This window comes from Nakamurella antarctica, assembly GCF_003860405.1.
GTDB classification, from domain to species: Bacteria; Actinomycetota; Actinomycetes; order Mycobacteriales; family Nakamurellaceae; genus Nakamurella; species Nakamurella antarctica.
Genome location: NZ_CP034170.1, coordinates 657,262 through 682,644, shown reverse-complemented (window position 1 = coordinate 682,644; position 25,383 = coordinate 657,262). Strand labels below are relative to the sequence as shown.

21 protein-coding genes are annotated in these 25,383 nt (G+C 62.5%); 10 read left to right on the top strand and 11 right to left on the bottom strand.

Translation table 11 applies throughout. From position 1 onward, the window contains the following. The first annotated feature begins 122 nt into the window (after positions 1 to 122). The gene (locus tag EH165_RS02970; protein WP_239020673.1) at positions 123 to 2,684 is read left to right on the top strand and encodes a DEAD/DEAH box helicase; all 2,562 of its coding nucleotides are present in this window, start codon (positions 123 to 125) and stop codon (positions 2,682 to 2,684) included. A 112-nt stretch (positions 2,685 to 2,796) separates the two neighbouring features. Further along, positions 2,797 to 3,924 (top strand): phosphoserine transaminase, encoded by a 1,128-nt coding sequence (serC, locus tag EH165_RS02965; protein WP_124797960.1) that lies wholly within the window; start codon positions 2,797 to 2,799, stop codon positions 3,922 to 3,924. An 87-nt stretch (positions 3,925 to 4,011) separates the two neighbouring features. On the opposite strand, the gene EH165_RS02960 is transcribed toward serC, so the two are convergent. Further along, positions 4,012 to 6,117, bottom strand: coding sequence for a S9 family peptidase (locus EH165_RS02960; protein WP_124797959.1), 2,106 nt, complete (start codon positions 6,115 to 6,117; stop codon positions 4,012 to 4,014). Positions 6,118 to 6,283: 166 nt separating this feature from the next. Between EH165_RS02960 and sepH the strand changes: the two genes are divergently transcribed. The 3 genes from sepH (at position 6,284) to EH165_RS02945 (ending at position 11,071) form a co-directional block, all read left to right on the top strand. Next, a complete protein-coding gene (gene sepH / locus EH165_RS02955) occupies positions 6,284 to 7,198 on the top strand; it encodes a septation protein SepH (protein ID WP_124797958.1) in 915 nt (304 codons plus the stop codon). Between the two features lie 112 nt (positions 7,199 to 7,310). Next, positions 7,311 to 9,191, top strand: a complete 1,881-nt coding sequence (locus tag EH165_RS02950; protein ID WP_124797957.1) for an ABC transporter ATP-binding protein — start codon at positions 7,311 to 7,313, stop codon at positions 9,189 to 9,191. Then, entirely contained in the window at positions 9,188 to 11,071 is a 1,884-nt protein-coding gene (locus EH165_RS02945) for an ABC transporter ATP-binding protein (protein ID WP_124797956.1), read from the top strand. The genes EH165_RS02950 and EH165_RS02945 overlap by 4 nt, the downstream gene beginning before the upstream one ends. 27 nt (positions 11,072 to 11,098) lie before the next feature. Here the strand turns inward: EH165_RS02945 and EH165_RS02940 are convergent, their stop codons facing one another. The 3 genes from EH165_RS02940 to EH165_RS02930 all read right to left on the bottom strand — a co-directional run bounded on the left by EH165_RS02940 (position 11,099) and on the right by EH165_RS02930 (position 12,903). Continuing rightward, complete coding sequence (locus tag EH165_RS02940) at positions 11,099 to 11,578, bottom strand: DUF2537 domain-containing protein (RefSeq protein ID WP_164479098.1); 480 nt, start codon at positions 11,576 to 11,578, stop codon at positions 11,099 to 11,101. Positions 11,579 to 11,645: 67 nt separating this feature from the next. Then, positions 11,646 to 12,455 carry a TrmH family RNA methyltransferase gene (locus EH165_RS02935; protein WP_124797954.1) on the bottom strand — a complete coding sequence of 270 codons (810 nt, stop codon included), beginning with the start codon at positions 12,453 to 12,455 and terminating at the stop codon, positions 11,646 to 11,648. 25 nt (positions 12,456 to 12,480) lie between these two features. Then, on the bottom strand, positions 12,481 to 12,903 hold the full coding sequence (locus tag EH165_RS02930; protein ID WP_124797953.1) for a MarR family transcriptional regulator: 423 nt from the start codon (positions 12,901 to 12,903) through the stop codon (positions 12,481 to 12,483). Between the two features lie 126 nt (positions 12,904 to 13,029). Here EH165_RS02930 and EH165_RS02925 point away from each other — a divergent pair, with 126 nt between their 5' ends. Continuing rightward, complete coding sequence (locus EH165_RS02925) at positions 13,030 to 13,353, top strand: DUF2530 domain-containing protein (RefSeq protein WP_206426067.1); 324 nt, start codon at positions 13,030 to 13,032, stop codon at positions 13,351 to 13,353. Positions 13,354 to 13,357: 4 nt separating this feature from the next. Here EH165_RS02925 and EH165_RS02920 read toward each other — a convergent pair whose 3' ends face one another. The 3 genes from EH165_RS02920 to EH165_RS02910 all read right to left on the bottom strand — a co-directional run bounded on the left by EH165_RS02920 (position 13,358) and on the right by EH165_RS02910 (position 18,425). Then, entirely contained in the window at positions 13,358 to 14,329 is a 972-nt protein-coding gene (locus EH165_RS02920; protein ID WP_124797952.1) for an NAD(P)H-dependent flavin oxidoreductase, read from the bottom strand. Between the two features lie 69 nt (positions 14,330 to 14,398). Further along, the gene (locus EH165_RS02915; RefSeq protein WP_124797951.1) at positions 14,399 to 17,446 is read right to left on the bottom strand and encodes a sacsin N-terminal ATP-binding-like domain-containing protein; all 3,048 of its coding nucleotides are present in this window, start codon (positions 17,444 to 17,446) and stop codon (positions 14,399 to 14,401) included. Then, positions 17,406 to 18,425, bottom strand: coding sequence for a DUF3027 domain-containing protein (locus tag EH165_RS02910; protein WP_206426066.1), 1,020 nt, complete (start codon positions 18,423 to 18,425; stop codon positions 17,406 to 17,408). The genes EH165_RS02915 and EH165_RS02910 overlap by 41 nt, the downstream gene beginning before the upstream one ends. Before the next feature lie 121 nt (positions 18,426 to 18,546). Between EH165_RS02910 and EH165_RS02905 the strand changes: the two genes are divergently transcribed. Both EH165_RS02905 and EH165_RS02900 read left to right on the top strand, forming a co-directional pair. After that, positions 18,547 to 20,883 (top strand): MFS transporter, encoded by a 2,337-nt coding sequence (locus EH165_RS02905; protein WP_124797949.1) that lies wholly within the window; start codon positions 18,547 to 18,549, stop codon positions 20,881 to 20,883. A 2-nt stretch (positions 20,884 to 20,885) separates the two neighbouring features. Then, positions 20,886 to 21,353 carry a DUF2771 family protein gene (locus EH165_RS02900; protein WP_239020766.1) on the top strand — a complete coding sequence of 156 codons (468 nt, stop codon included), beginning with the start codon at positions 20,886 to 20,888 and terminating at the stop codon, positions 21,351 to 21,353. A gap of 70 nt (positions 21,354 to 21,423) precedes the next feature. Here EH165_RS02900 and EH165_RS16630 read toward each other — a convergent pair whose 3' ends face one another. Continuing rightward, positions 21,424 to 21,825 carry a cold shock domain-containing protein gene (locus tag EH165_RS16630; RefSeq protein ID WP_124800259.1) on the bottom strand — a complete coding sequence of 134 codons (402 nt, stop codon included), beginning with the start codon at positions 21,823 to 21,825 and terminating at the stop codon, positions 21,424 to 21,426. A gap of 167 nt (positions 21,826 to 21,992) precedes the next feature. Between EH165_RS16630 and EH165_RS02890 the strand changes: the two genes are divergently transcribed. After that, positions 21,993 to 22,394 (top strand): hypothetical protein, encoded by a 402-nt coding sequence (locus EH165_RS02890; RefSeq protein ID WP_124797947.1) that lies wholly within the window; start codon positions 21,993 to 21,995, stop codon positions 22,392 to 22,394. Between the two features lie 19 nt (positions 22,395 to 22,413). Here EH165_RS02890 and EH165_RS02885 read toward each other — a convergent pair whose 3' ends face one another. After that, a complete protein-coding gene (locus tag EH165_RS02885; protein ID WP_124797946.1) occupies positions 22,414 to 23,034 on the bottom strand; it encodes an HAD family hydrolase in 621 nt (206 codons plus the stop codon). Positions 23,035 to 23,439: 405 nt separating this feature from the next. After that, entirely contained in the window at positions 23,440 to 23,835 is a 396-nt protein-coding gene (locus tag EH165_RS02880) for a TOBE domain-containing protein (RefSeq protein ID WP_124797945.1), read from the bottom strand. A gap of 93 nt (positions 23,836 to 23,928) precedes the next feature. On the opposite strand from EH165_RS02880, the gene EH165_RS02875 reads away from it, so the two are divergent. Beyond that, complete coding sequence (locus tag EH165_RS02875; protein WP_124800258.1) at positions 23,929 to 24,915, top strand: LLM class F420-dependent oxidoreductase; 987 nt, start codon at positions 23,929 to 23,931, stop codon at positions 24,913 to 24,915. 35 nt (positions 24,916 to 24,950) lie between these two features. On the opposite strand, the gene EH165_RS15310 is transcribed toward EH165_RS02875, so the two are convergent. After that, positions 24,951 to 25,337 (bottom strand): MmcQ/YjbR family DNA-binding protein, encoded by a 387-nt coding sequence (locus tag EH165_RS15310; protein WP_164479097.1) that lies wholly within the window; start codon positions 25,335 to 25,337, stop codon positions 24,951 to 24,953. Positions 25,338 to 25,383: the final 46 nt, after the last annotated feature.

The following is a 25,383-nucleotide window of genomic DNA, read 5'->3' as shown; positions in this document are numbered from 1 at the left end:
CGGGTCCACCGACGACGAGCCGACGCACCCACGAAGCCCAATTTCATTGTCAGCCTTGCGGCGCAGCAGAAGCGCTGGAAGAGCCGCCTACCCTCCATCATCGGTGTGGCAGGGTTGGCGGCGTGACTCTTGCTGACCTCATCCCCACGCCCACCCATCATGTGGACGAGGTCGGCGGCACCGATCCCGACGCCCTCTACGACATATTTGTCCGCTGGGCGATGGCGCGCGGGCTGCCCCTGTACTCCCATCAGGAAGAGGCGCTACTGGAAATTGTGGCCGACTCCAACGTGATCGTGGCTACCCCCACCGGTTCCGGCAAGAGCCTGATCGCCACTGCCGCACTCTTCACCGCGCTCGCGACGGGGCGCCGGTCCTACTACACGGCCCCTATCAAGGCCCTGGTATCCGAAAAGTTCTTCGACCTCGTTGCCATTTTCGGCGCCGACAACGTTGGCATGGTCACCGGCGACAGTTCGGTCAACTCCGATGCGCCCATCATCTGTTGCACCGCAGAAATTCTCGCATCAGTCACGTTGCGCACAGGACCAGACACCGACGCGGGCATGGTCGTCATGGACGAATTCCACTACTACGGGGACCGACAGCGGGGTGTCGCCTGGCAAATTCCACTTTTGGAACTCACCCGGACGCGCTTCGTCCTTATGTCCGCAACCCTGGGGGACGTCACGTTCTTTGCCGAGGAGCTGACGAAGCAGACCGGAGCCGAGACAGCCGTCATTACCGGCGTGGAACGCCCGGTCCCGCTACAGTTCTCCTACGTATCGCTGCCGCTCCAGGAGACGCTGGAAGAGCTGCTGACTACGCACCGCGCGCCCGTGTACGTCGTGCACTTCACCCAAGCCGCGGCGCTAGAACGCGCACAGTCGCTACTGTCCATCACCGTGGCAACCCGCGCCGAAAGAGACCAAATCGCTGATCTGATCGGCGATTTCAGATTCTCGGCAGGGTTTGGCCGCCTTCTCTCCCGCCTCGTTCGCCACGGCATCGGAGTCCACCACGCGGGCATGCTGCCTAAATATCGTCGGCTCATCGAAAAGCTTGCGCAGTCCGGGTTACTCAAGGTGATCTGCGGAACCGACACGCTGGGCGTCGGGATCAACGTACCGATTAGGACGGTCCTGTTCACCGGGCTGTCGAAGTATGACGGGGTTCGCACCAGGATGCTCAGCGCCCGCGAGTTCCATCAGATCGCCGGCCGCGCTGGCCGCGCCGGGTTCGACGTGGCAGGTGATGTTGTGATCCTGGCTCCCGAACACGCCATCGAAAACGAGCGGCTGCTGCGCAAGGCCGGAGACGATCCCGTCAAACGCAAACGAGTCGTGAGAAAGAAGCCACCGGAGGGCTTCATCTCGTGGACGGAAGCCACCTTCGATAGGTTGATTGCCGCCCAGCCCGAACCGCTCACCTCCCATTTTAACGTCACCAATTCCATGCTGCTGAGCGTGATCTCCCGGCCCGGTGATGCATTTGCATCGATGCGCCACCTGATCGAGGAGTCCCACGAGCCGCGCGTCCGGCAGCTCAAACATGCCAAACGTGCGCTGGAAATTTCGCGGGGACTCCTCGCGGCCGGGATCGTGGAGAAACTTGACGCGCCCGACTCCGAAGGCCGACGGTGGAAACTCACCGCCGATCTTCAATTGGATTTCGCGCTGAATCAGCCGCTCTCGCCGCTGGCGTTGGCTGCCCTTGAGCTCCTCGCCGTCGACTCACCGGACTACGGACTTGACGTGGTGTCGCTCATCGAAGCCACCCTGGACAACCCGGGCACCGTGCTGTCCGCGCAACGTCACCACGCCCGCGGCGAAGCGGTGGCGCAGATGAAGTCTGACGGTATCGAATACGAGGAGCGCATGGCGCTGCTTGAGGACATCGAGTATCCGAAACCGCTGGCCGAATTGATCCAGGTTGCCTACGACTCCTACCGGATCGGCCACCCCTGGATCAACGACTTCCAGCCGGAGCCGAAGTCAATAGTCCGCGATATGTACGAACGGGCAATGAATTTCACCGAGTATGTGGCCTTCTACAGCTTGACCAGGTCGGAAGGCGTGGTGCTGCGCTACCTCTCCGATGCCTACCAGGCGATGCGCCGCACCGTCCCCACCGAAGCCCGAACCGAGGAGCTTTCTGACTTGATTAGTTGGCTCGGCGAGCTTGTTCGCGGTGTTGACTCATCGCTGCTCGACGAATGGGAATCTCTGGCTCACCCGGAGGATCTTTTTACTCACTCCGACTCGGGTCCGCGCCCGCCGAGCGCCAATCGCGGCGTTACCGCTAACCACCGCGCCTTTGCCATCATGGTGCGCAACTCGCTCTTTCGCCGGGTGGAACTCATTGCGCTGGAACGATACTCGGCACTCGCGCTGTTGGATGAGGATTGGACTCAAGCGGATTGGGAAGACGCGATGGACGAGTACTGGCAGGAATACGACGAGATGGGCATCGGCCCGGTGGCGCGCAGTGCGGGTCTGGTCACCATCACCGAATTCCCCGAAAAATGGGAAGTACGGCAGGCCTTTGACGACCCAGACGGCGATCGGGACTGGGGCCTCGACGCTGAGGTCGACCTTGCCGCCTCCGACGAAGAGGGCGAACCGGTGATCAAGATTCTCATCGCTGGACCGCTGACCGAGGCCAACTCGGCTAGGGCCGACTAAGCCCCTGCTGGCACCAGTCACATCTGCCTCACACACCAGTGGGACACTGTTCTAGCGACTTCGAGCTCGGAGCCGCCACCATTTGTCATCACTGTGACGAGGAGTTTCATCCATGGCCGAGGCCGCCACCATCGTAGTGCCCACCGAACTGTTACCCGTTGACGGCCGCTTCGGCTGCGGACCCTCCAAGGTCCGCCCCGAGGCCTTGGCTGCGTTGGCAGCGTCCGGTTCCTCTGTGATGGGGACATCGCACCGGCAGGCACCGGTGAAGAATGTGGTTCACCGGGTGCGATCAGGCCTCACCGACCTCTTTTCGTTGCCCGAAGGCTACGAGGTGGTACTGGGCAACGGGGGCAGCACCGCGTTTTGGGACGCGGCCGCAGTCGGCTTGATCAGGCAGCGCTCCCAGCACCTGACATTCGGCGAGTTCTCGGCCAAATTTGCGTCAGTGGCAAAGGGCGCCCCGTTCCTGGGCAATCCCACGGTGATTACGGCCGAGGTGGGCAGCGCTCCCGTCGCCGAGTTTGAGGCCGATGTCGACGTCTATGCGTGGGCGCATAACGAAACATCGACTGGGGTAGCCGTTCCGGTTCGTCGCCCCCACGGCGCCACAGCTGACCAGCTGGTACTGATCGATGCCACCTCCGGCGCTGGCGGCTTGCCAGTCGATATTTCAGAAACCGATGTCTACTACTTCGCGCCGCAGAAGGTGTTCGGCTCGGACGGTGGCCTTTGGATCTCGCTCATGTCGCCGGCCGCACAGGCCCGGGTTGCCGAGATCAACGCCACCGACCGCTGGATCCCGGAATCCCTCTCGCTGGCAACAGCTTTGGACAATTCCACCAAGGACCAGACCTACAACACGCCGGCGGTCGCCACCTTGTTCCTGTTGGCGGAGCAGCTCGACTGGCTTAACGCGGGCGGTGGCCTTGATTTCGCCACCGGGCGTACTCGCGAGTCGTCGCAGATCCTGTACAACTGGGCCGAGGCTTCACCTTTCGCCACCCCGTTCGTCAGCAATCCGGAGCTGCGATCACAGGTGGTCGGAACCATCGACTTCGACGAGTCGGTGGACGCTGCTGCGGTGGCAAAGGTGTTGCGCGCCAACGGTGTTGTTGATACCGAGCCATATCGCAAGCTTGGTCGCAATCAGCTTCGAGTCGGCATGTTCCCCGCAGTAGACCCGTCAGATGTGCAGGCCCTGACAGCATGCATCGACTACATCGTCGCTGCTCTGTAGGACCCGAACACTGAACCGTCCAAGCCGGACCGTGCGGCGCTCTACGCCGCACGGTGCGGCTCTTGTGTACTCGCTGTTCGAGCGCCGCTAACCGAGTAGCTCGGGAAGCGTGGGCGCGCCCTGGCCAAGAACATGTTCGGCCAAGAACCCGAGCACCACCTCGTACCAAATCTTGGCGTGCTGTGGTGAGAGCACCCAGTGGTTCTCGTTCGGGAAGTACAGCAGCCTGTGCGCAGTCTTCCCGTCGTCGTCAATGGGCAGTTGAGATTTCGAAATCAACTCATACCAGAGCCGGAGCCCCTCACCGATTGGTACTCGATAGTCCCGATCGCCGTGGATCACCAGCATGGGGGTCACGATTTTGCCAACATGGTGGTGCGGCGAATTCGCTTCGCTCATCTCCGGTGACATCTCGCGGCCCCAGTAGTACGACGCGTCGGTTGTCGGTCCGAACTGGTCCAGCGCCCAGAGGCTTGCATGGGTGACGATGGCAGAGAACCTATCGGTATGTCCCGCCACCCAGTTCGCCATGTAGCCACCGAACGACCCACCCATCGCGGCTGTTCTGCTCGCATCGATATCGGCCCGAGCAATTGCGGCATCGGTGACGGCCAGCAGATCTGTATAAGGCGCGCCACCCCATGCACCCCATCCGCGTTGAATGAATTCCTGACCGTAACCGGTCGACAGCGCGGGGTCGGGCAAGAGAACCGCATATCCTGCCGCGACCATCAGCCACGGGTTCCAGCGCCACGACCAAGCATTCCATGAGCCGAGCGGGCCGCCGTGGATCCAGAGCAACAGCGGTGCGGGCGTCGCGGAACTGGCGCCGGCGGGCATCGCGAGCCAGCCGCGGACCGGATGACCGTCCGCGGCGTGCGTGGCTACCTCCGTCAGGGCCCCTGGAAGGTCGGGATTCGGTGCCGGAGCCTGAAGGGGGGTGACTACCCCGCAGTCGCCGGCCAACACAACGCGCACCGGATGTGCCGGGGCCGCGTAGGAGGATCGCAGCGCGTACACCGCCGAGCCATCGGGGGCCACCTGCAGGTCGGTGTATGCCGCGTCGTCGTGGGTGATTCGGGTGACGTGATCCGAAGCCAGATCCAGGTGGAAGATCGGCGACCGCCCGTTGTCATCTGCGGTGATCAACAAGCCGGTGCCGTCGGGTAACCACGCCATGCTCGCAGGCCAACGATCCCAGGACGCCGCCAGTTGGCGCACTGAACGGTCCGCCACATTCACCAGATGAACGCGGATAACGGGCGCCTGTAACGGAGTGGATACCGACTCGCTGACGCAGGCGACATAGCTACCGTCGGGAGAGAAGGCGGGCTCCCCCCAACTTGCGTTCCCGCCCGAGACAAGAACCTGTTTCGCACCCGAGGACCGGTTGAACAGCATAAGATCCGAGCGCTGAGAGCCCCTGGCTTCGGCAACCTGCCAACTGGTCGCGACCATCGAGCCGTCCGCGCTGACGTCATAGTGCGCCTCGCGCAGTGCCTGTCCAGGCGCCGGTGCCAGGTCCGCAAACGTCAGGTGCGCCGAGCGCACGCCCGCTATTTCGCTGGTATCTCTGGCCAGCTCTGCCACCACGAGGTGCGGGGCGTCAGGTCCGAGGTCAGCGTCCCAGTAGCGGACGGGGTACCCGGAGTGCAAAATGGCCGAAACTTTGTTGTCTTTGCGAGCTTTTCGGAGTTTCTCGTCTGAATCCGTATCCACGGCCGATGCCAGCATCGATGTACTGGCCAGCAGTACGGGAGCCGAGCGCGCCGTGCGCAGCCCCGACACACCGCCCGGCATTAACGCCACCAGTTCGGCTTCCCCGCCCCTTGCGGGCAGTCTCCACAACCCGGCGGGTGCGTCGTCCTCGGAGTTGCCGTCAGAATCTGGTCTGGCAGCCGTGAACAACAGGTCACCACCGCAGGTGAAGGCTGCGCCGGATTCGCCCTTGGCCCCTCGTGTCAGCCTTACCGCCGGCGCTGTGCCCGCTGGGTCAACCTCCCATAACGCTGTGCGGTAAGCCGTGGATTTTGCGTCGAGGCTCGCACAGCCAACGACCAACCGCGTCCCATCCGGGGACAGCGTCAGCCCGCTCATTCGCGGCAGGGCCATGTACGCGTCAAGGTCGTCAAATGGCGTACTCAGCTTCTCGTCACATCCATTTGTGGTGGGGGCGCCATGGTGGTGTGTCATCTTCATAGTCCTACCACCGGGGCCCGACACCCGGTGGTGTCAGCTACCACAACAGCTGCTGGCCACACCTACGGCGCGCCTGGACGGTGGTGGCATCTCTCGCGACTAAGTTTTTCCTTACACCGGATAAAAGCAGGTCGGATGCACCGGTGGGGAGGAGGGATTCATGCGCGCGCTACGAGTGCTCGGCCTTGCTGTCGATGGCGTCAGTTTGGTGTGCGAAGAGCCCGAGTCCGGCGATCAATTCGCCATTCCCGCTGACGAGCGACTCCGGGCCGCCGCCCGCGGGGACGTCAGCCGACTTGGCCAACTGGAGATTGAATTGGAACCGCAGCTGCGTCCGAGGGATATCCAAGCCAAAGTTCGCGCCGGCGCGAGTATCGAAGAAGTTGCCGCCCTCGCGGGCAGCGATGTGAGCCGCATTGAACGTTTCGCTTATCCGGTCCTGATGGAGCGCGCAGCAATGGCCGATGTGGCGAAATCAGCACACCCGGTGATTGGTGGGGAGGTGTCCCCGCGCAGCATCGAGGCGATGGTGACCGAAATCCTGCACGAGCGCGGCCACGGCGGCCCGCTGCTGTGGGATTCCTACCGCGAAGAGGGCAGTGGCTGGATTTTGAAGCTGACCTGGCAGGTTGGCCGTAGCGATAACACCGCGCGCTGGACCTTCTCCGGTCCTAGCTCGGGATCCCTGAACGCGGCTGACGAAAACGCGACCGAACTGATGGATCCAGCTCCTCGGCCGCTCCGGACGGTGCGCGAACAACTCGTCCCGGCCGCACCTGCGGGCCGGCCTCTGCCCAATCCGTTACAGCTGACTGCAGCCGAAGAGTCCGCGCCCACCATGCCGCTCATGCCCGCCAGCCTGAGCGACGGTGCTGGTTCTGGTGCTGGCGCCAACCGGGTAGCCGCAGCGCTGGCTCACACCACCGACAACGGCACAACAGCAACGGATCGCGCGCATTCCAAGGCCCCCGCCCACACCGAGGATCAGCAAGGTGTCAAAGCAAAGAAACCTGCACGACCCGCGATGCCGTCCTGGGAAGACGTCCTCCTTGGAGTGCGCAGCTCCGGGCACTAGATGCGTGCACTGGGTGCATTCAGCAGCTCCCTCCAGTAGCAAGGTGTGAGTAGCGCGGCCGCCGATAATCCGTTGAGCACTGTCGGCCCTACGGCGTAGCCTCAAACAAGTTATGTCTGATGTCTCCCACACCCCCGCCACCGAACCTTTGAACGCCCCTGTAGCTGCACGATCCAGCACCCTGGCAAATCTGAGGCGCCTGCTCCCCTACGTACGCCCCGCACTTCCCTCGCTCATCGCGTCTGCGATCACGGCGCTCATAGCTACATTGTGCGGCCTGTTCATCCCGCTCGTTATTGGCAAGATCATTGACGGACCCATTGCAGCGAAAGACTTTTCAGCGTTGTGGGGTCCTGGCTTGTTGATGGTCGCACTCGGCGTTCTGGAGGCAGCCCTCTTCGGTATCCGGCGGGTGCTCTCAAGTAGGCCAACGATGCGGGTTGAAGCGAAGATGCGGCAGGACATCTACTGCCGATTGCAGTCGCTCCCGATGTCCTTCCACGACAAATGGTCATCAGGTCAATTACTCTCGCGTGCAGTTTCAGACCTTTCCAGAATCCGGTGGTTTCTCGCCTTCGGCTTCATTTTTCTGTTCGTCAATCTCGTCACGCTCGTCGTCGGAGTCCTCATCTTGCTGTCCTTGGCCTGGCAACTCGGACTTATCTTCGTTGGCGCGGCACTGCCCTTGGTAGTGCTGTGCATATTTTTTGAGAACAATTACCGACTGCTGGCTCGCCGGTCCCAGGATCAAGTAGGCGACCTGGCAACGATTGTTGAAGAGTCCGTACTCGGCATTCGCATCCTGAAATCGTTTGGGCGATCCGCACATCTCGGACGAGTGTTTCTCACGCAAGCCGCACAGTTGAGATCCACCGAACTCGCCAAAGTGCGCGTCATCGCTGTGTGGTGGTCGGTGATCACCTTGCTACCGGAGATCGCCATTGCCCTCGCGTTGTTCTTTGGTGTCCAGCTCATTGCGGACGGGACCATGTCAGCTGGGACGCTCACCGCGTTCTTTGCGGTCGCCGTGATGCTGCGGTGGCCGGTGGACTCCATCGGCTGGCTCCTTGCCATGTTGAACGATGCGGCTGCTACATCCCAGCGGTACTTCGAGGTGATGGATGCGGAAATCACCGTTCAATCGCCCGGCACACCCGTACCTTTGCCACCGAAACACTCGGGCGCTCCCTCTGGCGAGGTGCGTTTCGAGGACGTTCGGTTCCGATTCGCCGACGCAAAACCCGAAAGCCCAGATCTCTTGCGCGGCGTCACTCTTCACCTGCACGCTGGCCAGACCGTAGCAGTCGTGGGAGCAACGGGGTCGGGCAAAACGGTACTGACGTCATTGGTCAACCGGCTCTACGACGTCACCGGTGGCCGGATCACCCTTGACGGGGTCGACGTCCGCGAGTTGTCGTTGCCCGACCTGCGTTCCGCCGTTTCCGTCGCTTTTGAGGAACCCACGTTGTTTTCAGCGAGCGTCCGGGAGAACGTGACGCTTGGGCGCCCCGACAGCACCGAAGATGACGTGCTGCAGGCACTTTCGGTAGCGCAGGCCGACTTTGTGCACGACCTGCCGTGGGGTCTGGATACCCGGATCGGCGAGCAGGGCATGAGCCTGTCCGGGGGGCAGCGGCAACGGTTGGCTCTTGCGCGCGCCGTCGTCGGGGACCCCCGGGTCCTTGTCCTCGACGACCCGCTATCGGCTTTGGATATCCATACGGAGGCCGCCGTCGAAGCGGCCCTGCGAAACGTGTTGGCGCGCACCACGTGTCTAATGGTTGCCCATCGGGCCTCTACCGTGATGATGGCGGACCAAGTGGCGCTGCTGGTCGACGGCGCGATCACGGCAATCGGTCCACACTCTCATTTACTGGCCACGGTGCCCGCCTACCGCAAGCTACTGACCACCACCATGCCCGACGAAGTCGACGAATGGAGCCTCGCAACTGCCGCAAGCGGGTCCATTGAGCTCGCGGAGGAGCAGCGATGAGCGCGGAAATTCACTACGGCGGCGGCAATAACGAGCCCCCGGATCAAGCAAAGCCACTGCTGGACGACCGTTCTTGGCGGGGCGTAGCGACGGAGGACACGGACTCCGACGATCTGACCAGGACAGTCGGAGTGCGTTTACAAGCCCGGTCACGAAAGCTTCTCGGGATGCTGCTTCGTCCACACCGCAAACTTGCGCTCGTGGTGCTCCTAGTCGTGATCGTCGAACAAGTCGCCGCCCTCTCCGGCCCGTTGCTGATCGCGTACGCCATCGACACTGCGGTGCCCGCGCTCCTATCGGGCAATCGAGCCCCACTCACATTCGCGTTGCTTGCCTACCTTGCTGCCGGTATCGCCAGCGCCGCAACTCGCGCACTTTTTACCGCTATCAGCGGCCGGATTTCTCAGGACCTGCTGCTGGATCTGCGCGGCAGGGTCTTCAACCACTCCCAGTCTTTGAGCTTGTCATTCCATGAGAAGTACACGTCGGGACGAATCATTTCGCGGATGACGAGCGACCTGGACACCTTGGGCGAGTTGCTCGCCCAGGGTGTGGACAACCTCGTATCGGGATTGCTCTCGGTGGTTGTTATGTCGGTCGCGCTGATCATTCTCGATGCCCCCCTTGGGCTCATAGCGTTGGTCGCGTTCGTCCCCATCTTCTTTTTGACGCGTTGGTTCCAACGCACATCACTGACGATCTACCGGCGAACCCGGACGTCGATAGCCGCCTTGATCGTCCAATTTGCCGAGTCAATGAACGGCTTGCGTGCGGTGGTGGCATTTCGCCGAGAGTCGCGTAACGAGAAGATCTTCCGGATAGAAAACGATGCGTACGCCAAGTCCAACGGTGACGGGCTCATCGCGATGGCGGTCTTCACTCCCGGCGTCCGCCTGATCGGCAATCTCTCGCTCGCTATCGTCATGGTGTTCGGCGCGATGCGCGTCATCGATGGCGCGACTGAAATCGGCGTGCTCACTGCATTCCTGCTCTACCTGAGGCGCATTTACGACCCGCTCGATGAGCTGGCCATGTTCTACAACTCGTTCCAATCGGCATCAGCTGCACTGGAAAAACTCTCCGGGCTCCTGGAGGAGGAACCACAGGTCGCCGAACCCGCCAACCCGGTAGAGCTCACAGACCCTCGCGGGCTCGTTGTCTTCGAGCAGGCCCGTTTCTCCTACACCTCGGACACTGAGGTGCTTCCGGTGTTCGACCTCACGCTCCCCGCGGGCCAGACCGTCGCCATTGTCGGCGCAACGGGAGCGGGGAAATCGACGGTTGCCAAGTTGCTCGCGCGATTCTACGATCCCACCCACGGCCGCGTGATGCTCGATGGAATTGCCTTATCGGAGCTGTCCACTGCCGACTTGCGGCGTGGAATCGTTATGGTGACGCAGGAGTCATTTTTGTTCTCCGGTTCAGTCGCCGACAACATCGCACTGGGCAGGCCCGAAGCAACCCGCGCGGAAATCGAAAATGCCGCCGAGCACATCGGCGCAGCGACGTTTATCCGAAAACTACCCGACGGCTTTGATACCGACGTCCGCAAGCGCGGCGGACGCCTATCTGCGGGCCAGCGTCAGCTGGTCGCTTTCGCCAGGGCGTTTCTCGCTGATCCGGCTGTGCTTATCCTGGACGAGGCCACGGCGTCGTTGGACATCCCCAGCGAACAAGCCGTTCAGGCTGCGCTGAAGCAAGTGCTGCGGGGGCGCACCGCGGTGATCATCGCCCACCGACTCTCGACCGTGTCCATTGCCGACCGCGTTCTCGTCATGGAAGGGGGCGCGATCGTGGAAGATGGTAAACCTGACGACCTCATCGCCGGTTCCGGGCGGTTCGCCGGTTTGCACACCGCATGGAAAGATTCCCTCGTCTGATCACGACAAGCGTTCAAGCCGTGCAGGTTACGTCGCAATCGGGAAGAACAGGACTGCGCACCACGCAACGACCGCGCCGCATGCACCACCGAGCGATATCCACCGCAGCACGGGCAGGGTCCTGGCGACCCAGAGCGCGGGTGATAGGCCGCCGGCAATAACAACGTTGGCAATAATGGCAAATATCACCTGATCGGAAAGCCCGGCGGTAATGACGTAGATCGCGATGGCCACGATGGCCGCAGCGAACGCAGCCAGGACCAGACCAGGACCCCACGGGGTTCGTTCCCCGCCCGCTCGCCACTGCTCTACCCACTCCCAGTCGGCGGCGGGCTGTCGGTTTTCTGCCACAGCAGGCCCCGGTTCCAAGTCGCCGGGTAGGAAAAATCTGTCCGCTTCTCCTGCAATCACGCCGTCGGCAGTCGCCGGAAGTGTCGGTGTGGGGAGCGCGCAGTCGACGGACGAAGTCTCGTTGGGGCCCCGTGGTGTGACTTCGTTCTCAGGCATATTCATAGTTTGCCTGTAGCACTGCGAGAAAACGCCGTCGCCCCACCCACATCGGGTGCCTGCGTCATCATCGCTGCCGCGCGACGGCGGCAAAAGCAATGGCGCCAGCGGTAGCCACGTTCAATGAATCGACGCCGTCGGCCATCGGAATTTGCACTCTGATGTCACTGGCGGCAATGGATTGGTCCGTTAACCCAGGGCCTTCCGAGCCCAACAACAGCGCCACTCGCGCGCCCGCAAGCCCGGCTGTGAAAAGTGGCATCGCATCAGCCGCGGGACTCAGCGCCGCGATGGTAAATCCATGGGCGTGCAGCATCGAGCAGGCGTCATCAACCCACCCGTGCAGAACTGCGAATGGAACCTTGAACACATTGCCCATCGACACCCGAACGCTGCGCCGGTACAGCGGGTCAGCGCAGCCTTCAGCAAGGAGAACCGCGTCAACCCCCAATGCCGCGGCATTGCGGAAGATCGATCCCATATTTTCGTGGTCACCGATCCCCTCGAGGACTGCAACCGTGTGGGAGCGTGCAAGAAGTGACCCGGCATCGGCAAACTGCACTCGATCCGCAGTGGCAAGAACGCCGCGATTGAGGTGGAATCCCACTGCCTGCGCCATCACCTCAGCGCTCGCGCAGTAGTACGGCACTGCTACATCCGCCAGGTCCCCGGCCAACTCGTGATAGCGCCGACGCACCCCCAAGAGCGATCTGATCGGATACGGCGAGGCGAGCAACCGTTGGACCACGACGACCCCCTCGGCGATCACCAAACCTCTCCCACCGGGTCGATCCGGCCTTCGATCAGCCACTGTCAGGTCCCGAAAATCGTCGAGGCGCGGGTCCATCGGGTCAATAATCTCCACCAACTCGGCCATTGTTAGCGGGGCTCGCGGACCGACATCAGCCGCTGGCCAACGTGTTCAGGATGGAGACTGCGGCTTGAAGTGTTTGGCGCTCGTCGATGCTGAGCTCCGAGAGTTGTTGTGCCAACCACTTTTCGCGGGCCAACACTTCGAGGGTGATCCTCCCCCGTCCTTCCGACGTCAGATCCACCAGCACCTGCCTACCATCGGCAGGGTTGTCGCTGCGCATCACTAATCCGGCGGCTTCCAGCGCTCCGATCACTCGCGTCATCGACGGGGGTCGTACATTTTCTTTTGTTGCGAGCTCCCCGGCAGTCTGGAAGCCCTCGCGGTTCAGGATGGCCAGCACGGAAAGCTGCGACACCGTGAGGTCGTCGGCGGCGACTTGATGCCGTAATCGGCGGTTAATGCGGTTCAACGCAAACCGCAAATCAGCGGCCAGCGGTCCAATTTCCGGCATGTGTTTAGCCTATCTCAGCACTTTTATCCTCAGCTGACCATGTTGTAGCGCCTACGCCTGTGTCGCTGGATGAGCGGGGTCCGGTACCACTCACCCCTCACGAGTCCGGGCCGTTAGAGTAAGCCTGTGACCGGCGCCGATCTTCCTCCAGAAACGTCCCACAGCGCACACGTGCCCAGCCTTCCTGCGCCGTTATCCGGACCACCGCCGCTACCCGTCTACAAAGCCGAATTGACCCGAGTAGTGGTGCCAGGGACCATCTTGTGGTTTGTGGCGTTCGTGGTGCTGCTGTTTTTTATCGACGATTTACGCAACAGCGACGCGATGATCTGGTTGTGGACCTGCATGACGGGCTGGATTCTGGGCCTCGTGGGGTTGGGCATTTACGGCTGGCAGCGCAGCGCTGCCAGGCGCGGTCGACGCGGCGCCCAGACAAGCGCCCTGGGGTAGCTTCTCAGCCCACCAACGCCGCTGCAGCCCGCAGATACTCTTGCGCACAGGCTAGGTCAGCAACCACCTCTGCTGCGGGACGGCGCGACTGGACCAAACCCGCGGATTGACCGGCATACACTGGCGCGTAACGGGTATCACCCAGCACCTTGGCTGCGGCCACTTGATCCCCCGCCGCTAACGCCGCGGCCGAACCGGCCTCCAACTCGTGTTCGCGGCCTGCCCACGCGGCAGTGAACTCGTTGCGCAAGGACCGGCCGCCAAATTCTGCGGGCCACGGCACATGCTGCACAATGTCAAATATCCGGCCGTACGTTGTGTCGTGAAGGTCCGCCGCCACTATCGCGTCCTGCGCCGCAGCAAAGGTATCCGCCTCGGGGCAACACGTGAAGGCGGTCCCCACCCATGCGCCCGCCGCGCCCGCCGCCAAAACAGCGGCAAGGCCTCGTGCGGTGCCGATGCCGCCGGCAGCCAGCACAGGCACATCCACGTTATCCAGAACTGCTTGCAGCAGCGGGAGTGTCGCCACTTCGTTACGCCCATGGCCGCCACCTTCGGCGCCCCGCACCACGATGATGTCCACGCCCATATCCTCCAAGGCGAAAGCTTCTAGGAGGTTTCCCGCCTGCGCAGCGACCGCGACACCGTTGTCATGCATGGGCGCTACCCACGGTTCAACATCACCGAAGCTGATCGACACCAGGTCTGGTCTGGCCTTGAGTACTGCCATACCCGGGGTGGCGTCCCGGCTCAACGACCACGCCATTAATCCGATGCCATAAGGCTTTTCGCCGGCGGCAGCCACATCTATCTGATGGTCTAGCCATGCAGGATCTGACTTCGAACCCACGCCGATCATCCCTAATGCACCCGCGGCGGACACCGCGGCGGCAAGCCTGCCGCCAGCGACCCCGGCCATTGGTGCGCTCACTACCGGCACCGTGAGATCGAACTGCTCGGTCAGCCAAGTCCGCATGACGCCATCCTTACGTTGCCCATTTTCTTACGTTGCCCATTTTCTTACGTGGCCCCCGGGGCACGCCCACTACTTCGTGACAGACCCGAACCCGAACTCGCTCAACGCAACGCGGTCACCGCCCAGCACTGCGGTGGCCCACGACCGCAACTCCCACTTACCCAACAGGTGGGCGAGAAGTTTTCCCCATCCGGCGGCGCTGCCGTCGGTCCACATCTCATCGCCCGCTACCCACCAGGTGAGCGCGTGAGAATCACCCTCCACGACTACCGTCAAGAACTCGATAACCCCTACTCGCGTGAGGATGTCGGTCTCAACCGCGCCCCCCAGTTCGCGCCAGCACCGCAGAATCGCATCCGAATTGATGGCATTGGTTGCCGGACTCTCCCCCACGCAAGCACGAGCTAGGGGCCGCAGTGCATCGGCATCAAGCGCCACCGATGCAAGATCCAAATCCAACCACCTCGCGACCTCCTGGGGGTCGCTTCCGCCCGCTACCACTTCGTCGGGAGCAAGCACCTGCGCAAGCCACGGAAGGTCCAAGACCAGGGCCTCCTCTGCCGCGATGACTTTCCCACTGAGCGTGCGCATCCACTCGGGCGGGTCGATATCCGGATTCCCGGCTAGTGCGTGAACGATTCCGGCGGTAATCTCCGGGATGAGCGCGCTGGCCACCGTGCGCTCGGGATCAATGAAGCGGTCGAGCAGCACCTGCGGCTCTTGCATCAACAGCTGCTGCAAAGAAGCACGGACTCCCACGGCTGTAGCAAGTTCGGGCTCGAGAGGCAGCGGGAAAACGTCGAAAAGACCGGCTAAATCATGGGCGTTAGCCAGCCGCCATTCCCGGGGCGCTCGGCCGTCGAGGATGGCATGGTGCGAAATCCACCACCGAGAATAGCTATGCGGCCCGCGCAGGCAATCAAGCAAATCCCGGCGCTGACCCAGCAATCTCAGTGCTTGCGGCCATTTTTCGTTCGCCACCAGGTCGAGATCAGCGATGGCCGTGAAATAGATCGGTCCGTGGTGAATTTCCTGTTCGTCCCACCACAGGTCTTCATCGGGGAGATTATGGTCCGGTCCCACTGCCGCAGCGTCTGCCACAATGCGAAACTCAGCGAGAGCACCTGCGGCGACGACGGTTTCACGTCCGTAGGTCTGAATCCACGAGGCGTCCACGTAAGGCACGCCCGCGTCCGGGTCTACCAGCTCATCAAAGGAGGAACCCGGCACCAGCAACTCAGAGATGGGCCACCACTGTCCGTCCGAACTTGTTAGCGGCAGATCCGCCAGGGTACCGATCTCGGGTCGACCACCAGAAAGCACGACCCCGAGTACTGAGTGCGCGACCGTGAGGTAACGGTCGTCATCCTCTTCGGGGTCGTAGTCCTCCAACTCCGAGCGCAGCTGCCCAATCTCCGCGAGGACCGGAGGTTGGGCAAGGATCTGCGTCGCGTCTGCAGACTGAGCCCCCAGGCGCCGCAACAGATGTCGGGCACCCTGGCTTACTATCGCGTCCGGATGCACCACACGGAGCGAAGGTACGGCTGCTGCTAGATCGGCGAAAGCATCAAGTGCGCCACCCGCCGGCAAACCAGACGGCGGCGGTAGCAGCACGCTCTTAGCCCCCAGCACCGTACGACCGTCGGCAGTCGGCACTGGCAGATCCGCAAGATCATCGGGCGAGGCAAAATCAAGCAGTTCGTAGAGCGTGCCCCAAAACTGCGGCTCGCGGCCCAAACTCCCAAGAGCCGAGGACATCTCGGCAACCGTGAGAGTGCGAACACCCAACGTGCGCATCGCCTCGGTATCGCTGAGCGAGCGTGGCGCCGGCAGCAGGTGTGGAACCGCGTCCGCCACAAGCTCCAGCAATTGCGTCGCCGCCCCCGGCATCATCACCGCGGCCTCTGGCCGAATAGCGTCGCCGCTCACGGTCACCAGCAACGGAGTGCTTCGAGCCTTGCTCGCAATCGCTAACCGAAGGCCGGTGTCTATCTGGCTGATCCCAAAGCCGCCTGCGGGCAATAGATCCAACCTATCCTCAGGTTCCGCAGAGCGCATCAGCTGAAGATAACCCTCGGCGGCTTCTGCCAGCAGAAAGTCCGCCAGATCCCCAGCAGCTAGGTGCCTACGAGTGTCGTCCACGGGGAACGAACCCATCAATCGAGCAGGCAGTGCTAAAGGCTCATCCGTTGGCGTCGGCGCATATAGGACGTCGTCGCCGAGGCGCTTGCCCACCGGCGTCGCCCAGGTCACCCACCATCGATCGTGGCCTCGTTGCTCGACCAACTGCCTGCCGAGGAGCTCGGGCGAGAGTCGTCCCGTGCGGGTACTGAGCCGCCATCGCGTTTCAACATCACCGTCGAGAATGCTTATCTCGTCGGCGTTGTGCTCCAATTTGGTCAGTACTCGATCAGGCAGCTCGATAATGTCGAGGCCTCGCAGCGTCAATAACAGATGATCCCCGACGCCAGCAAGTAACCCCGCAACGTCCACATCGGGTAGTAGTGGCAGTCGCACTTCGGTGGTGAAACCGGCTGGAAGGGCGACATTCTCAGCCGGCCACGGCAGCCGAAGGATCGGGACGTGCCCCCCGCGCCGATCGATTTCGGCGTCAAGTTCAGCAGAGCCCAATTCAGATAGACACTGTGCGGTTCGCGCCGCGCTGAACTGCACACCCCCGCCCACCGAATGCACCGAAGGTGCCTCGGAGACCGCTAACACCGCAGTGAATCCGACGCCGAAATGCCCTACCGTCCCCAGTGCATCGCGTTTGGCTGAGGCCCGCAGGGAGGCAAGTGCGGCCACGCCTTCGGATGTCAGCGGCGCTCCGGTGTTAGCCACTCGAAGTTCGCCGTCGACGACCGAGAACCGGATGCGTCCGGGCACTCCCGCAGCGATCGCCGCGTCAGCAGCGTTCGCGGCCAGTTCTACCACCACGCGGCCGGCGTAGCCGACGAAAGCCAACGACTCCTCGGCGTTAGCGTCTTCTCGCAACCGAGCCACGGAACGTTGCCACGTGGCCACCACCGCCGCCCGAAGCTCGGCTGTGCCAAACGGGTCAGCCACTGCAGCAAAGTCAGGAATCTTCGTTGCCCGCACCATGGACGGCCTCATCATGGGTATGAGCTTCGGCGGCGAGCTCAGCCTCAGCTGTCCACTCCGCAGCGTCGACGCTCTCGCCGTCGCCGCTCTCGCCGCCGCCGTTCTCGTCTTGCCCGCCCGCAGGCTCTTCGTCAATCGGGAACCGCTCACGGGGGTCCACGTCCAGGGGCTGCGGCCCATCGACCACCATTTTGGGGTGCACGTCCAGTGTGTTCTCATCAATCATCGAATCCCCGAAGCCCGACGGAATCAACTCCACACGCACTTCCGAACCGGCGCCGCACCCGTAAGCCGAATCCACCACTCTGCCGTCTGCCGGCGACATCTCGTTGCCACACGCGCCGGCGACCGCACCGAGCGAGCCAGCGAGCGGGAGATAAAACGCGCACTGCACACATGTCACGGGAGCAGCCTTGGCCATTTCGCTGTCCGGTCCGAATTCGCCCTCGCGCCAGCGGGCCGCCGCGTCCTGTCTGCCGATACGACCCATTACGCGCACTCGGCCAATGCCGAGCTCGTGGGCGAGGTCCTCAATTGCCGGATCGTCGGACTGCAGGTAAGCGGGAACCAGTCGAGGGTCGTTGTCGATAGGCAACAGCACGTCCCCAACACCCAGATCCCCTGCCCGAATTCTTTCATTCCACGGCAACCACTCCGGCGCCAGCAGCGCGCCATCGCCCGGCAACATCACCACTTCACTGATGGTGGGCTGCGCATCAGGCACTATCGCCACCGTGACAGTCCACGCCCAGCCTGCGTACCCGGCATCGGTAACGGCGAATCGGACCGAAATTGCTACGTCGTCCTCACTCACCGCGTCGAGAAAATCACCCACTGAACTCGGTCGCAGAGCTTCCTCCGTAGCCGCAGCCCGCGCCAAATCTCTTGCGGTGTCGGATATCTGCACACTCGCCCGGGGATGCAACGGCGCGGCCACGCTCTCCGTGGGGTGCGGATCGGCGGCGCTGTCTGCGGTTACCACTGCGAAGGTCACAGCCTCCATGATGCCGTATGGCTCATATCCGACTTCACAACACGCGCCCCTGAGTGCACCACGAGCACCACGGCCACATCCGAACGCACAATTGTTGGATCTGTGAGGCAGGATAGGCAAGGTGAATGTCCCTGACCCCGATTTCGCAGCCGAGCAGGAAGCTCGGCGTCGTGCGGACTGGACGCGTCAGGAGCAAGCCCACCACGCGGATCAACTCGCCAGCGGCCACGCCAGCCCGGCAGCAGCCTCGCCCCATGCACCCCTCAGTGACAACAGCGATCGCCCCACCACTGTGCTGGGCAGGCCGGCCGCACACGTGCCGCTTGCCGAGCAGGACACGGCGGCGCTTCCCAGACCCCGCTACGGACAGTACGGCGGTGCTCACGACACTCCGCCTCGCAATGCTGCTCAACCATCAGCCGGACTGCCAAGCAGCGCGCCAGAGCAATCTCTTCCGCCCCACGGGAGGCCCCTTGGGCGGACCTACGAGTCTTACCAACCCACGGCTGAAAACCATTACCCGCCGCGTCCGCGAACAGCTGCGCCCGCGTACGAACCGTCGAAACCACCGCTAGCGCCCCAGTACTCCCAGTACCAGGATCCGCGTTCAGACCCCCAGCACGCCCCGCAGCAGCTGCAGCGGCCGCAACGAGGTAATTCCCGACGGGATCCGGCCGAAAGCGCTCCGTACTTGCAGCCGCCCTACCCAAGGGACGACTACCCCAGAGGCGACTACCGCAGGGACGACTACCGGCAAGACGAGTACAGCAGGGACGAATACGCGGGAGATGACTTTCCGCGTTACAACGATGCTGGAAACGACTTCCCGCAACACGTTCCCGACCCAGCGCGCCGCCCTCGCCCGCCGCGCCCACGAGGTGCGCATCTGCCTCCGTATTCCGAGCCGCTCGCTGCTGGCAAGGGGGATGTAGGAAGGCCTACTACTGACGGGACTGCGCGTCGCACGCCCCGCAAGATCACCGTCACCAGAGTCGCAGCAATGCGGAGCCGCGAAATCACCGAGCGCGGGTTCCAGCTCTTCAGGAAAGCCACCACCGCAGACGGCGCAGACCTGTCGGGCCTTTCCCATCTCACCTACGCAACGATGGCGAATTACGCCACTGATGCGGCGCTGGCAGTAGCACTGGCCAACACGCTATTCCTCGTCAAACCGGAGGAGGGTGCCGGCCGGGTATTGCTCTACCTCCTCATCACTGTCGCTCCGTTTGCCTTCATCGCACCCATCATTGGACCGTTCCTGGACCGGTTGCAATCCGGTCGTCGGTTGACCTTGGCAGCGACCCTGGCAGGTCGTGGCGTTTTCGCGATCTTGATGATTTTTACGTTCAAAGATGGCGATGCCTCGTGGGCGCTGTATCCCTGCGCCTTAGCGTCGTTGGTTTTCAGTAAATCTTTTGGAGTACTCAAAGCCTCGCTCACACCGCGCGTACTCCCGGAGGCGATCACGTTAGTTGCCACCAACTCCAGACTGACCGTCTTCGGTCTCATCGCTGGAGGCGTGGCGGGCGCGGTTTCGGCGTCGCTGACGTGGGCATTCGGCTCCCCCGGAGCGCTGGTGTTCACGGCCATTATCGGCGCTGCAGGCGCCTACCTGTGCATCAAGATCCCGGCTTGGGTGGAGTCCACCGAGGGCGAAGTTCCCGTTCAGCTCGCACCTGGCACCAGATCCGGACCCATCGCGCTACCGCTTTCCGTGCGCACCACGTTGTGGGCCAACAGCGTCATTCGGATCGAAACCGGCTTCTTGGCAATGTTCATCGCGTTCGTCGTCATGCAGGAGTACGCCGCAGAGAGCGGGCTGACCAAGCTCATGCTTTTGGGGATAGTCGGTGTGGCGGCGGGAGTCGGTGGATTTATCGGCAACGCCCTCGGCGCGAAGTTGAACCTGCGTTCGCCTGAATCGATATCGATCTTCTCTTTGATGGCGGTGCTGGTGATGGTGATTATCGCCGCGATTATGCCCGGTCTGGCCTCTGCTGCGCTGGTCGGCTTGGTGGGATCCGCCGCCTCCTCGCTTGCCAAGGTCTGCTTGGACTCCATCATTCAGCGCGATTTACCGGAAGCGAGTAGCGCCTCTGCCTTCGGTCGCTCGGAGACTGCGCTCCAATTGGCGTGGGTGTTCGGTGGGGTTATCGGCCTTTTGCTGGGCGGCCTGTTGAACCTTCCCCACGACACCATCTACACCATCGGGTTTGCTGTCGCGACTGTCCTGCTCACAATCGGCCTTGTCCACACCTGGCTCCTGCGGCGTGGCCGCTATTTGATCCCACCGATCACCTTGCCCTGGCGCCGAGGGAAGTCGCCGCGTGCAACATCGTCTCCGTCCACCGTTGCGCTACCCCCCTCGGTGATGCCGCCCACGTCCCGGGAACCACGCCCCGCCGGTGGGCGCGTACCCAAGAGACTTCGTCGTTCTGGAAAGGACGGGTACAGGTAGTGATGCTTCGAATTCGCCGCACGTTGGCAGCGGTTTTCCTGGCCGCGGCGAGTGTCGGTCTCACCGCGTGCACACCGTCGATACCGTCCGTGACCTGGTACGCCAACGGTAAAGCCGTCGACGTTGGGCCCGCCTTGTACTGCAATATCAACGCCACCCTTGAACCCGACTGCCCAGTCTTTAACGGTCCTGTCGCGAAGTTGGCCCTGCGGCCGGGCGACGGGGTCCAAGTCAACATTCCCAGCGGCTTGTACGACGCCCCCTGGACTTTGGTGGTCACCTACGGCGACGAGTCCGAGCGCACCTCGATCACGCGCACGGAGAAGACCTACAGCTACGTAGTCAAGCCGCCGCGGGGCAAGTCGATCACGCAAATTGACCTTCAGGTGTTGGTCCCCATCGCTGGCACTGATGGGGGTGTTGAGTACACCCCCGCGCAGCTGTGGGTCCTGGAAGTAACTCCCGCCTAGGTGAGAGCCGCTTAACGCAGTCAGCGCCGCCTTCTCCCGGGGAGATGGCGGCGCTGATAGCTCGATGACGCTAAGAGATGTCCAGCTCGCCCGCGACAGCGCGCAGCAGGTCGCCGATTCGCTTTCCGGTGGCCTTGTCCGGATACCGGCCTCGACTCAGTTCGGGCAAAATTTTGGAATCGATCAGCTTAATGACGTCTTCGAGGACGCCATGCAGTTCGTCGGCCGGCCTCCTGTTGGCAGCCGCCACAGCAGCTACGACTGACGGCGGGGCGTCCACCAGCCAGACCTGCAGCGCCTGCGGACCACGACGTCCATCGGCAACGCTGAACTCCACCTTCTGGCCAGGCTTCAGAGCCGCCACGCCAGCTGGCAAACAAGAGGCACGAACGTGCACATCATCGCCATTTTCCTGGGATACGAAGCCGAAACCCTTCTCGGCGTCGTACCACTTCACTCGGCCGCTGGGCACGATGCTCACCTATCTTCTTGACTATCAGTGGATTGCGGATACGAACTCAACCCTTGAGACGTCGCTCGGGGTCAATCCGACGCAGCCTACTTGTGTGCTGCGTTTCCTTAACAGTAATGCTCCGGCGCTCGGGTGGGCGACCAGTTTTCTCGGTTAGGCTGGCCGGTGTGAGCGCCTCGAGTACACCCCCGCCAGGTACCCATGACAGGCCTGCCGGACGAGGGAACGCGACGCCGCTGGTCAAGGTTGGACTCGCTGTTTTCGCGGTGGGATTGGTCGCCATCGCGGTGGATCTAGCCTTGTTTTTCACCGGCAGCGAGAACCTTCCGGTCTGGCTCAACGTGATGTGTATGCTCGCGCCCGTCGGCCTAGGCGTGTGCCTGGTCGGGGTAGTTAAGGAAACGCGACGAGCCAGCCCCGCGTTGGTAGCTCGTGCCGAGGCAGCGGTAGCTGCTGACCAGAAAGACAAAGCTAACAGAAGGAAATTTGGCGCGAAAAGGCGCGCTTCGCAAGCGCTTAGGGGCGAGAACCGGAACGACGACCGGGACTCGAATGGCTCGACTCACTGAAATGCAGGCTTCGCCAGATTTAGTGAACCGTGGCCAGAAGGTAGGAATCAAGCCACCTGGGAAACTGCGTTAAGTCGCGCAGCACCACATCCGCCCCGGCTGCTGCCAAGTTCTCAGCGCTGATGGGACCGGTTGCCACGGCGACAGCCATCGCGTCCGCCTGCCGGGCACCAGCCATATCCCCAATATGATCACCGACGTACACCTCAGCCTGATGTTCACGCAATGCTGCGGCCTTGCCTTCGCCCCACAGCTTGCCGATCACGGCGCCGTACTTCATTCCCAGCGCATCCAAGTGCGCGATGGCATTGGGCCCGTACTTTCCGGTCACGACGATGACGCGCCCGCCTCGGTCGTGCACCGCCTGGACTGCGGCCAGCGCACCGGGCAAAGCGATGGTTTGCGGGATCACAATGTCGATGTAGAGCTCGCGGAATCGCTCGACTAGGGCAGTCACGGTTGCTGACGGGAGGTCATAGCGGGCGAACTCCTGCTCCAGAGGCGGCCCTAGTCTCGCGGCGAAAGCCTTTCCGTCCAATGGGATGCCGCTCTCGGCAGCAATCACGTCGAAAAGCGCGATCATGCCCCGCCTGGGGTCGATCAACGTCATATCGAGGTCAAAGCCGATGGTGAAACTCACCCTCAGAACGTACCTTCGGGTGGGGTGCGCAGACCCGAATAGGTAAGCCCTGAGACCAGACGGAGACCGAGACGTTACGGTCGGCGTGAGAACCATCACGCATTCAGATATGTCGAGCTACCCAACAGCCCCTGCCGCCGATCCGAACGGGTCGGCGGGTATCAAACCAAGGCAGTAGTCCGGCCCGCGTCCGCGACCCCCTAGCGGGCGCGAACTGCGCGCCTAGAGCGCACCGAGTTTCTTGCGCCGATGACAAAACTAGGTTGTACCCGATAAGCGAGGCACCGCACTCGGGCTCTCTCGTTCGCACGTGGGCATCGACCGTTCGCACGTGGGCATCGACCGTTCGCACGTGGGCATCGACCGTTCGCACGTGGGCATCGACGCTGGGACCGACAAGCAGGATCAGGGAGTTTCAACGATGACGGTGGTGGCCTTCACGACGGCCACGGCCAGCGTTCCGACCTCCAGGCCAAGCTCGCGGACGGCTTCGCTAGACATTAGCGAGACCACCCGGTGTGGGCCGCACTGCATCTCGACCTGAGCCATCACCGTGTCCGCAGTCACTTTGGTGACCACACCCACGAAACGATTTCGGGCACTACGGCCGACCGCGCTGGGATCCTGCGTCGCCGACGCGGCGCGCTGGGCATAGCCGGCAAGTTCTACGCCGTCGAGTAACTTCGGGCCGCCACCTTCGGGCACAGTTGCCGTGAGCTGCCCACTTTCGACTAATCGTCGAACGGTATCGTCGCTGACGCCGAGCAAGCCAGCTGCTTCGCTGATCCGAAAAAATGTCATGGGCCATGTATACGCCAAAGGGGCAGGCGGCAGGGAGGGCACCGCACCGGACGCGCACACGCCCCGGCGCGCTAGCGTGTGGCTATGACCTCACTGAAATTTGGAATCTTTATCCCGCAGGGCTGGCGGATGGACCTCGTCGGAATCGACCTTGCCGAGCAATGGCCCACGATGAAAAGGCTGGCGCAGCGGGCAGATGCGGGTCCGTGGGAATCGCTGTGGGTGTACGACCACTTCCACACGGTGCCACAGCCCACGCACGAGGCGACACACGAGGCATGGTCGTTGATGTCGGCTTTCGGGGCCGTCACAGATCGCATTCGACTCGGGCAAATGTGTTCGTGCATGAGTTATCGAAACCCGATGTACCTGGCAAAGGTCGCGGCAACGATCGACCACATCAGCGGTGGTCGCCTTGAGATGGGCATTGGCGCTGGCTGGTACGAGCACGAATGGCGCGCCTACGGTTATGGCTTCCCCGAGGCCAAAATCCGACTTCAGATGTTGGATGAGGGCGTCCAGATTATGAAGCAGGCCTGGGAAAACGGCGAGGCGACCTTCGCTGGCAAGCACTACCAGGTCGACGGCGCGCTCTGTCATCCGTTGCCTTTGCAGCCCGGCGGGGTTCCGCTGTGGATCGCTGGCGGTGGCGAGAAAGTGACGCTGAAGCTGGCAGCAAAGTACGCCCAGTACACGAACTTCGACGGCACGCTAGAGGGGTTCACACACAAGTCGGCTCTTTTGCGCAAGCATTGCGAAACCGTTGGAACAGACTTTGCTGCAATCACTCGCTCGTCCAACTACAACGTGGTGATCGGCGCCACCGAGCGCGAGGTCGAAGACCGGTTAGCGCGGATGCGGGATCGAATGGACGGGTTCTTGCCGTCTGCGAAAATCGAAGAGACGATCGCCGGACTCAGAGGGATGCCCGCCTTTGGTACACCGGAACAAATTGTGGAGAACCTCACCGCGCTCAAGGACGCGGGGATGACGTACGCGATCACTTACTTCGCCGAGTCTGCTTACGACACGTCGGGAATAGAAATGTTTGAGAAAGAGGTAATTCCAGCACTCTCGTAGCGCTGGAAACCCTCGTAGCGCCGGAAGGCAGAGGTTTAAGAGCTGGCGTCCAAGGTCCGCACCAGCGTCACCGGTGCGGCCTCACGCCAGCCTTGAACGAGGAGGGCCGAAATCTCATCCCAATCGGGGTCGGTTTCCGGATCTAGCAAGGCGCCAACCCAGCCGTGGGCGCCGTCATAGGCCGGGACGAAGTAACGGGCAGGGTCTGCCTCTACCAAGGCTTGCTGTTCGCCTGGAGCTGCCTTGCAGGTAAGTGCGAGGCGGCCATCGCCGTGGTGATCTACCAGCACTGACGCAAAACGCTTCCCCGCAACAGAGACCTTGAAGTGCGAGTGCCAGCGCCCGGACTCCGTTTGGGGCAGATGAGCCACCAGACCTGTCACACGGCGAAAACAATTGTCACGGTCAGCTTCGGTCCACATACTCCTCACGTTATCCCTGATCGGGCTCAAATACCCCACCCAACCC

Coding starts and splice junctions, on each gene's coding strand:
- serC (WP_124797960.1), top strand. CDS start 2,797: ATGGCCGAGGCCGCCACCATCGTAGTGCCCACCGAACTGTTACCCGTT.
- EH165_RS02960 (WP_124797959.1), bottom strand. CDS start 6,117: ATGACACACCACCATGGCGCCCCCACCACAAATGGATGTGACGAGAAG.
- sepH (WP_124797958.1), top strand. CDS start 6,284: ATGCGCGCGCTACGAGTGCTCGGCCTTGCTGTCGATGGCGTCAGTTTG.
- EH165_RS02950 (WP_124797957.1), top strand. CDS start 7,311: ATGTCTGATGTCTCCCACACCCCCGCCACCGAACCTTTGAACGCCCCT.
- EH165_RS02945 (WP_124797956.1), top strand. CDS start 9,188: ATGAGCGCGGAAATTCACTACGGCGGCGGCAATAACGAGCCCCCGGAT.
- EH165_RS02940 (WP_164479098.1), bottom strand. CDS start 11,578: ATGCCTGAGAACGAAGTCACACCACGGGGCCCCAACGAGACTTCGTCC.
- EH165_RS02935 (WP_124797954.1), bottom strand. CDS start 12,455: ATGGCCGAGTTGGTGGAGATTATTGACCCGATGGACCCGCGCCTCGAC.
- EH165_RS02930 (WP_124797953.1), bottom strand. CDS start 12,903: ATGCCGGAAATTGGACCGCTGGCCGCTGATTTGCGGTTTGCGTTGAAC.
- EH165_RS02920 (WP_124797952.1), bottom strand. CDS start 14,329: ATGCGGACTTGGCTGACCGAGCAGTTCGATCTCACGGTGCCGGTAGTG.
- EH165_RS02915 (WP_124797951.1), bottom strand. CDS start 17,446: ATGATGAGGCCGTCCATGGTGCGGGCAACGAAGATTCCTGACTTTGCT.
- EH165_RS02900 (WP_239020766.1), top strand. CDS start 20,886: ATGCTTCGAATTCGCCGCACGTTGGCAGCGGTTTTCCTGGCCGCGGCG.
- EH165_RS02880 (WP_124797945.1), bottom strand. CDS start 23,835: ATGACATTTTTTCGGATCAGCGAAGCAGCTGGCTTGCTCGGCGTCAGC.
- EH165_RS15310 (WP_164479097.1), bottom strand. CDS start 25,337: ATGTGGACCGAAGCTGACCGTGACAATTGTTTTCGCCGTGTGACAGGT.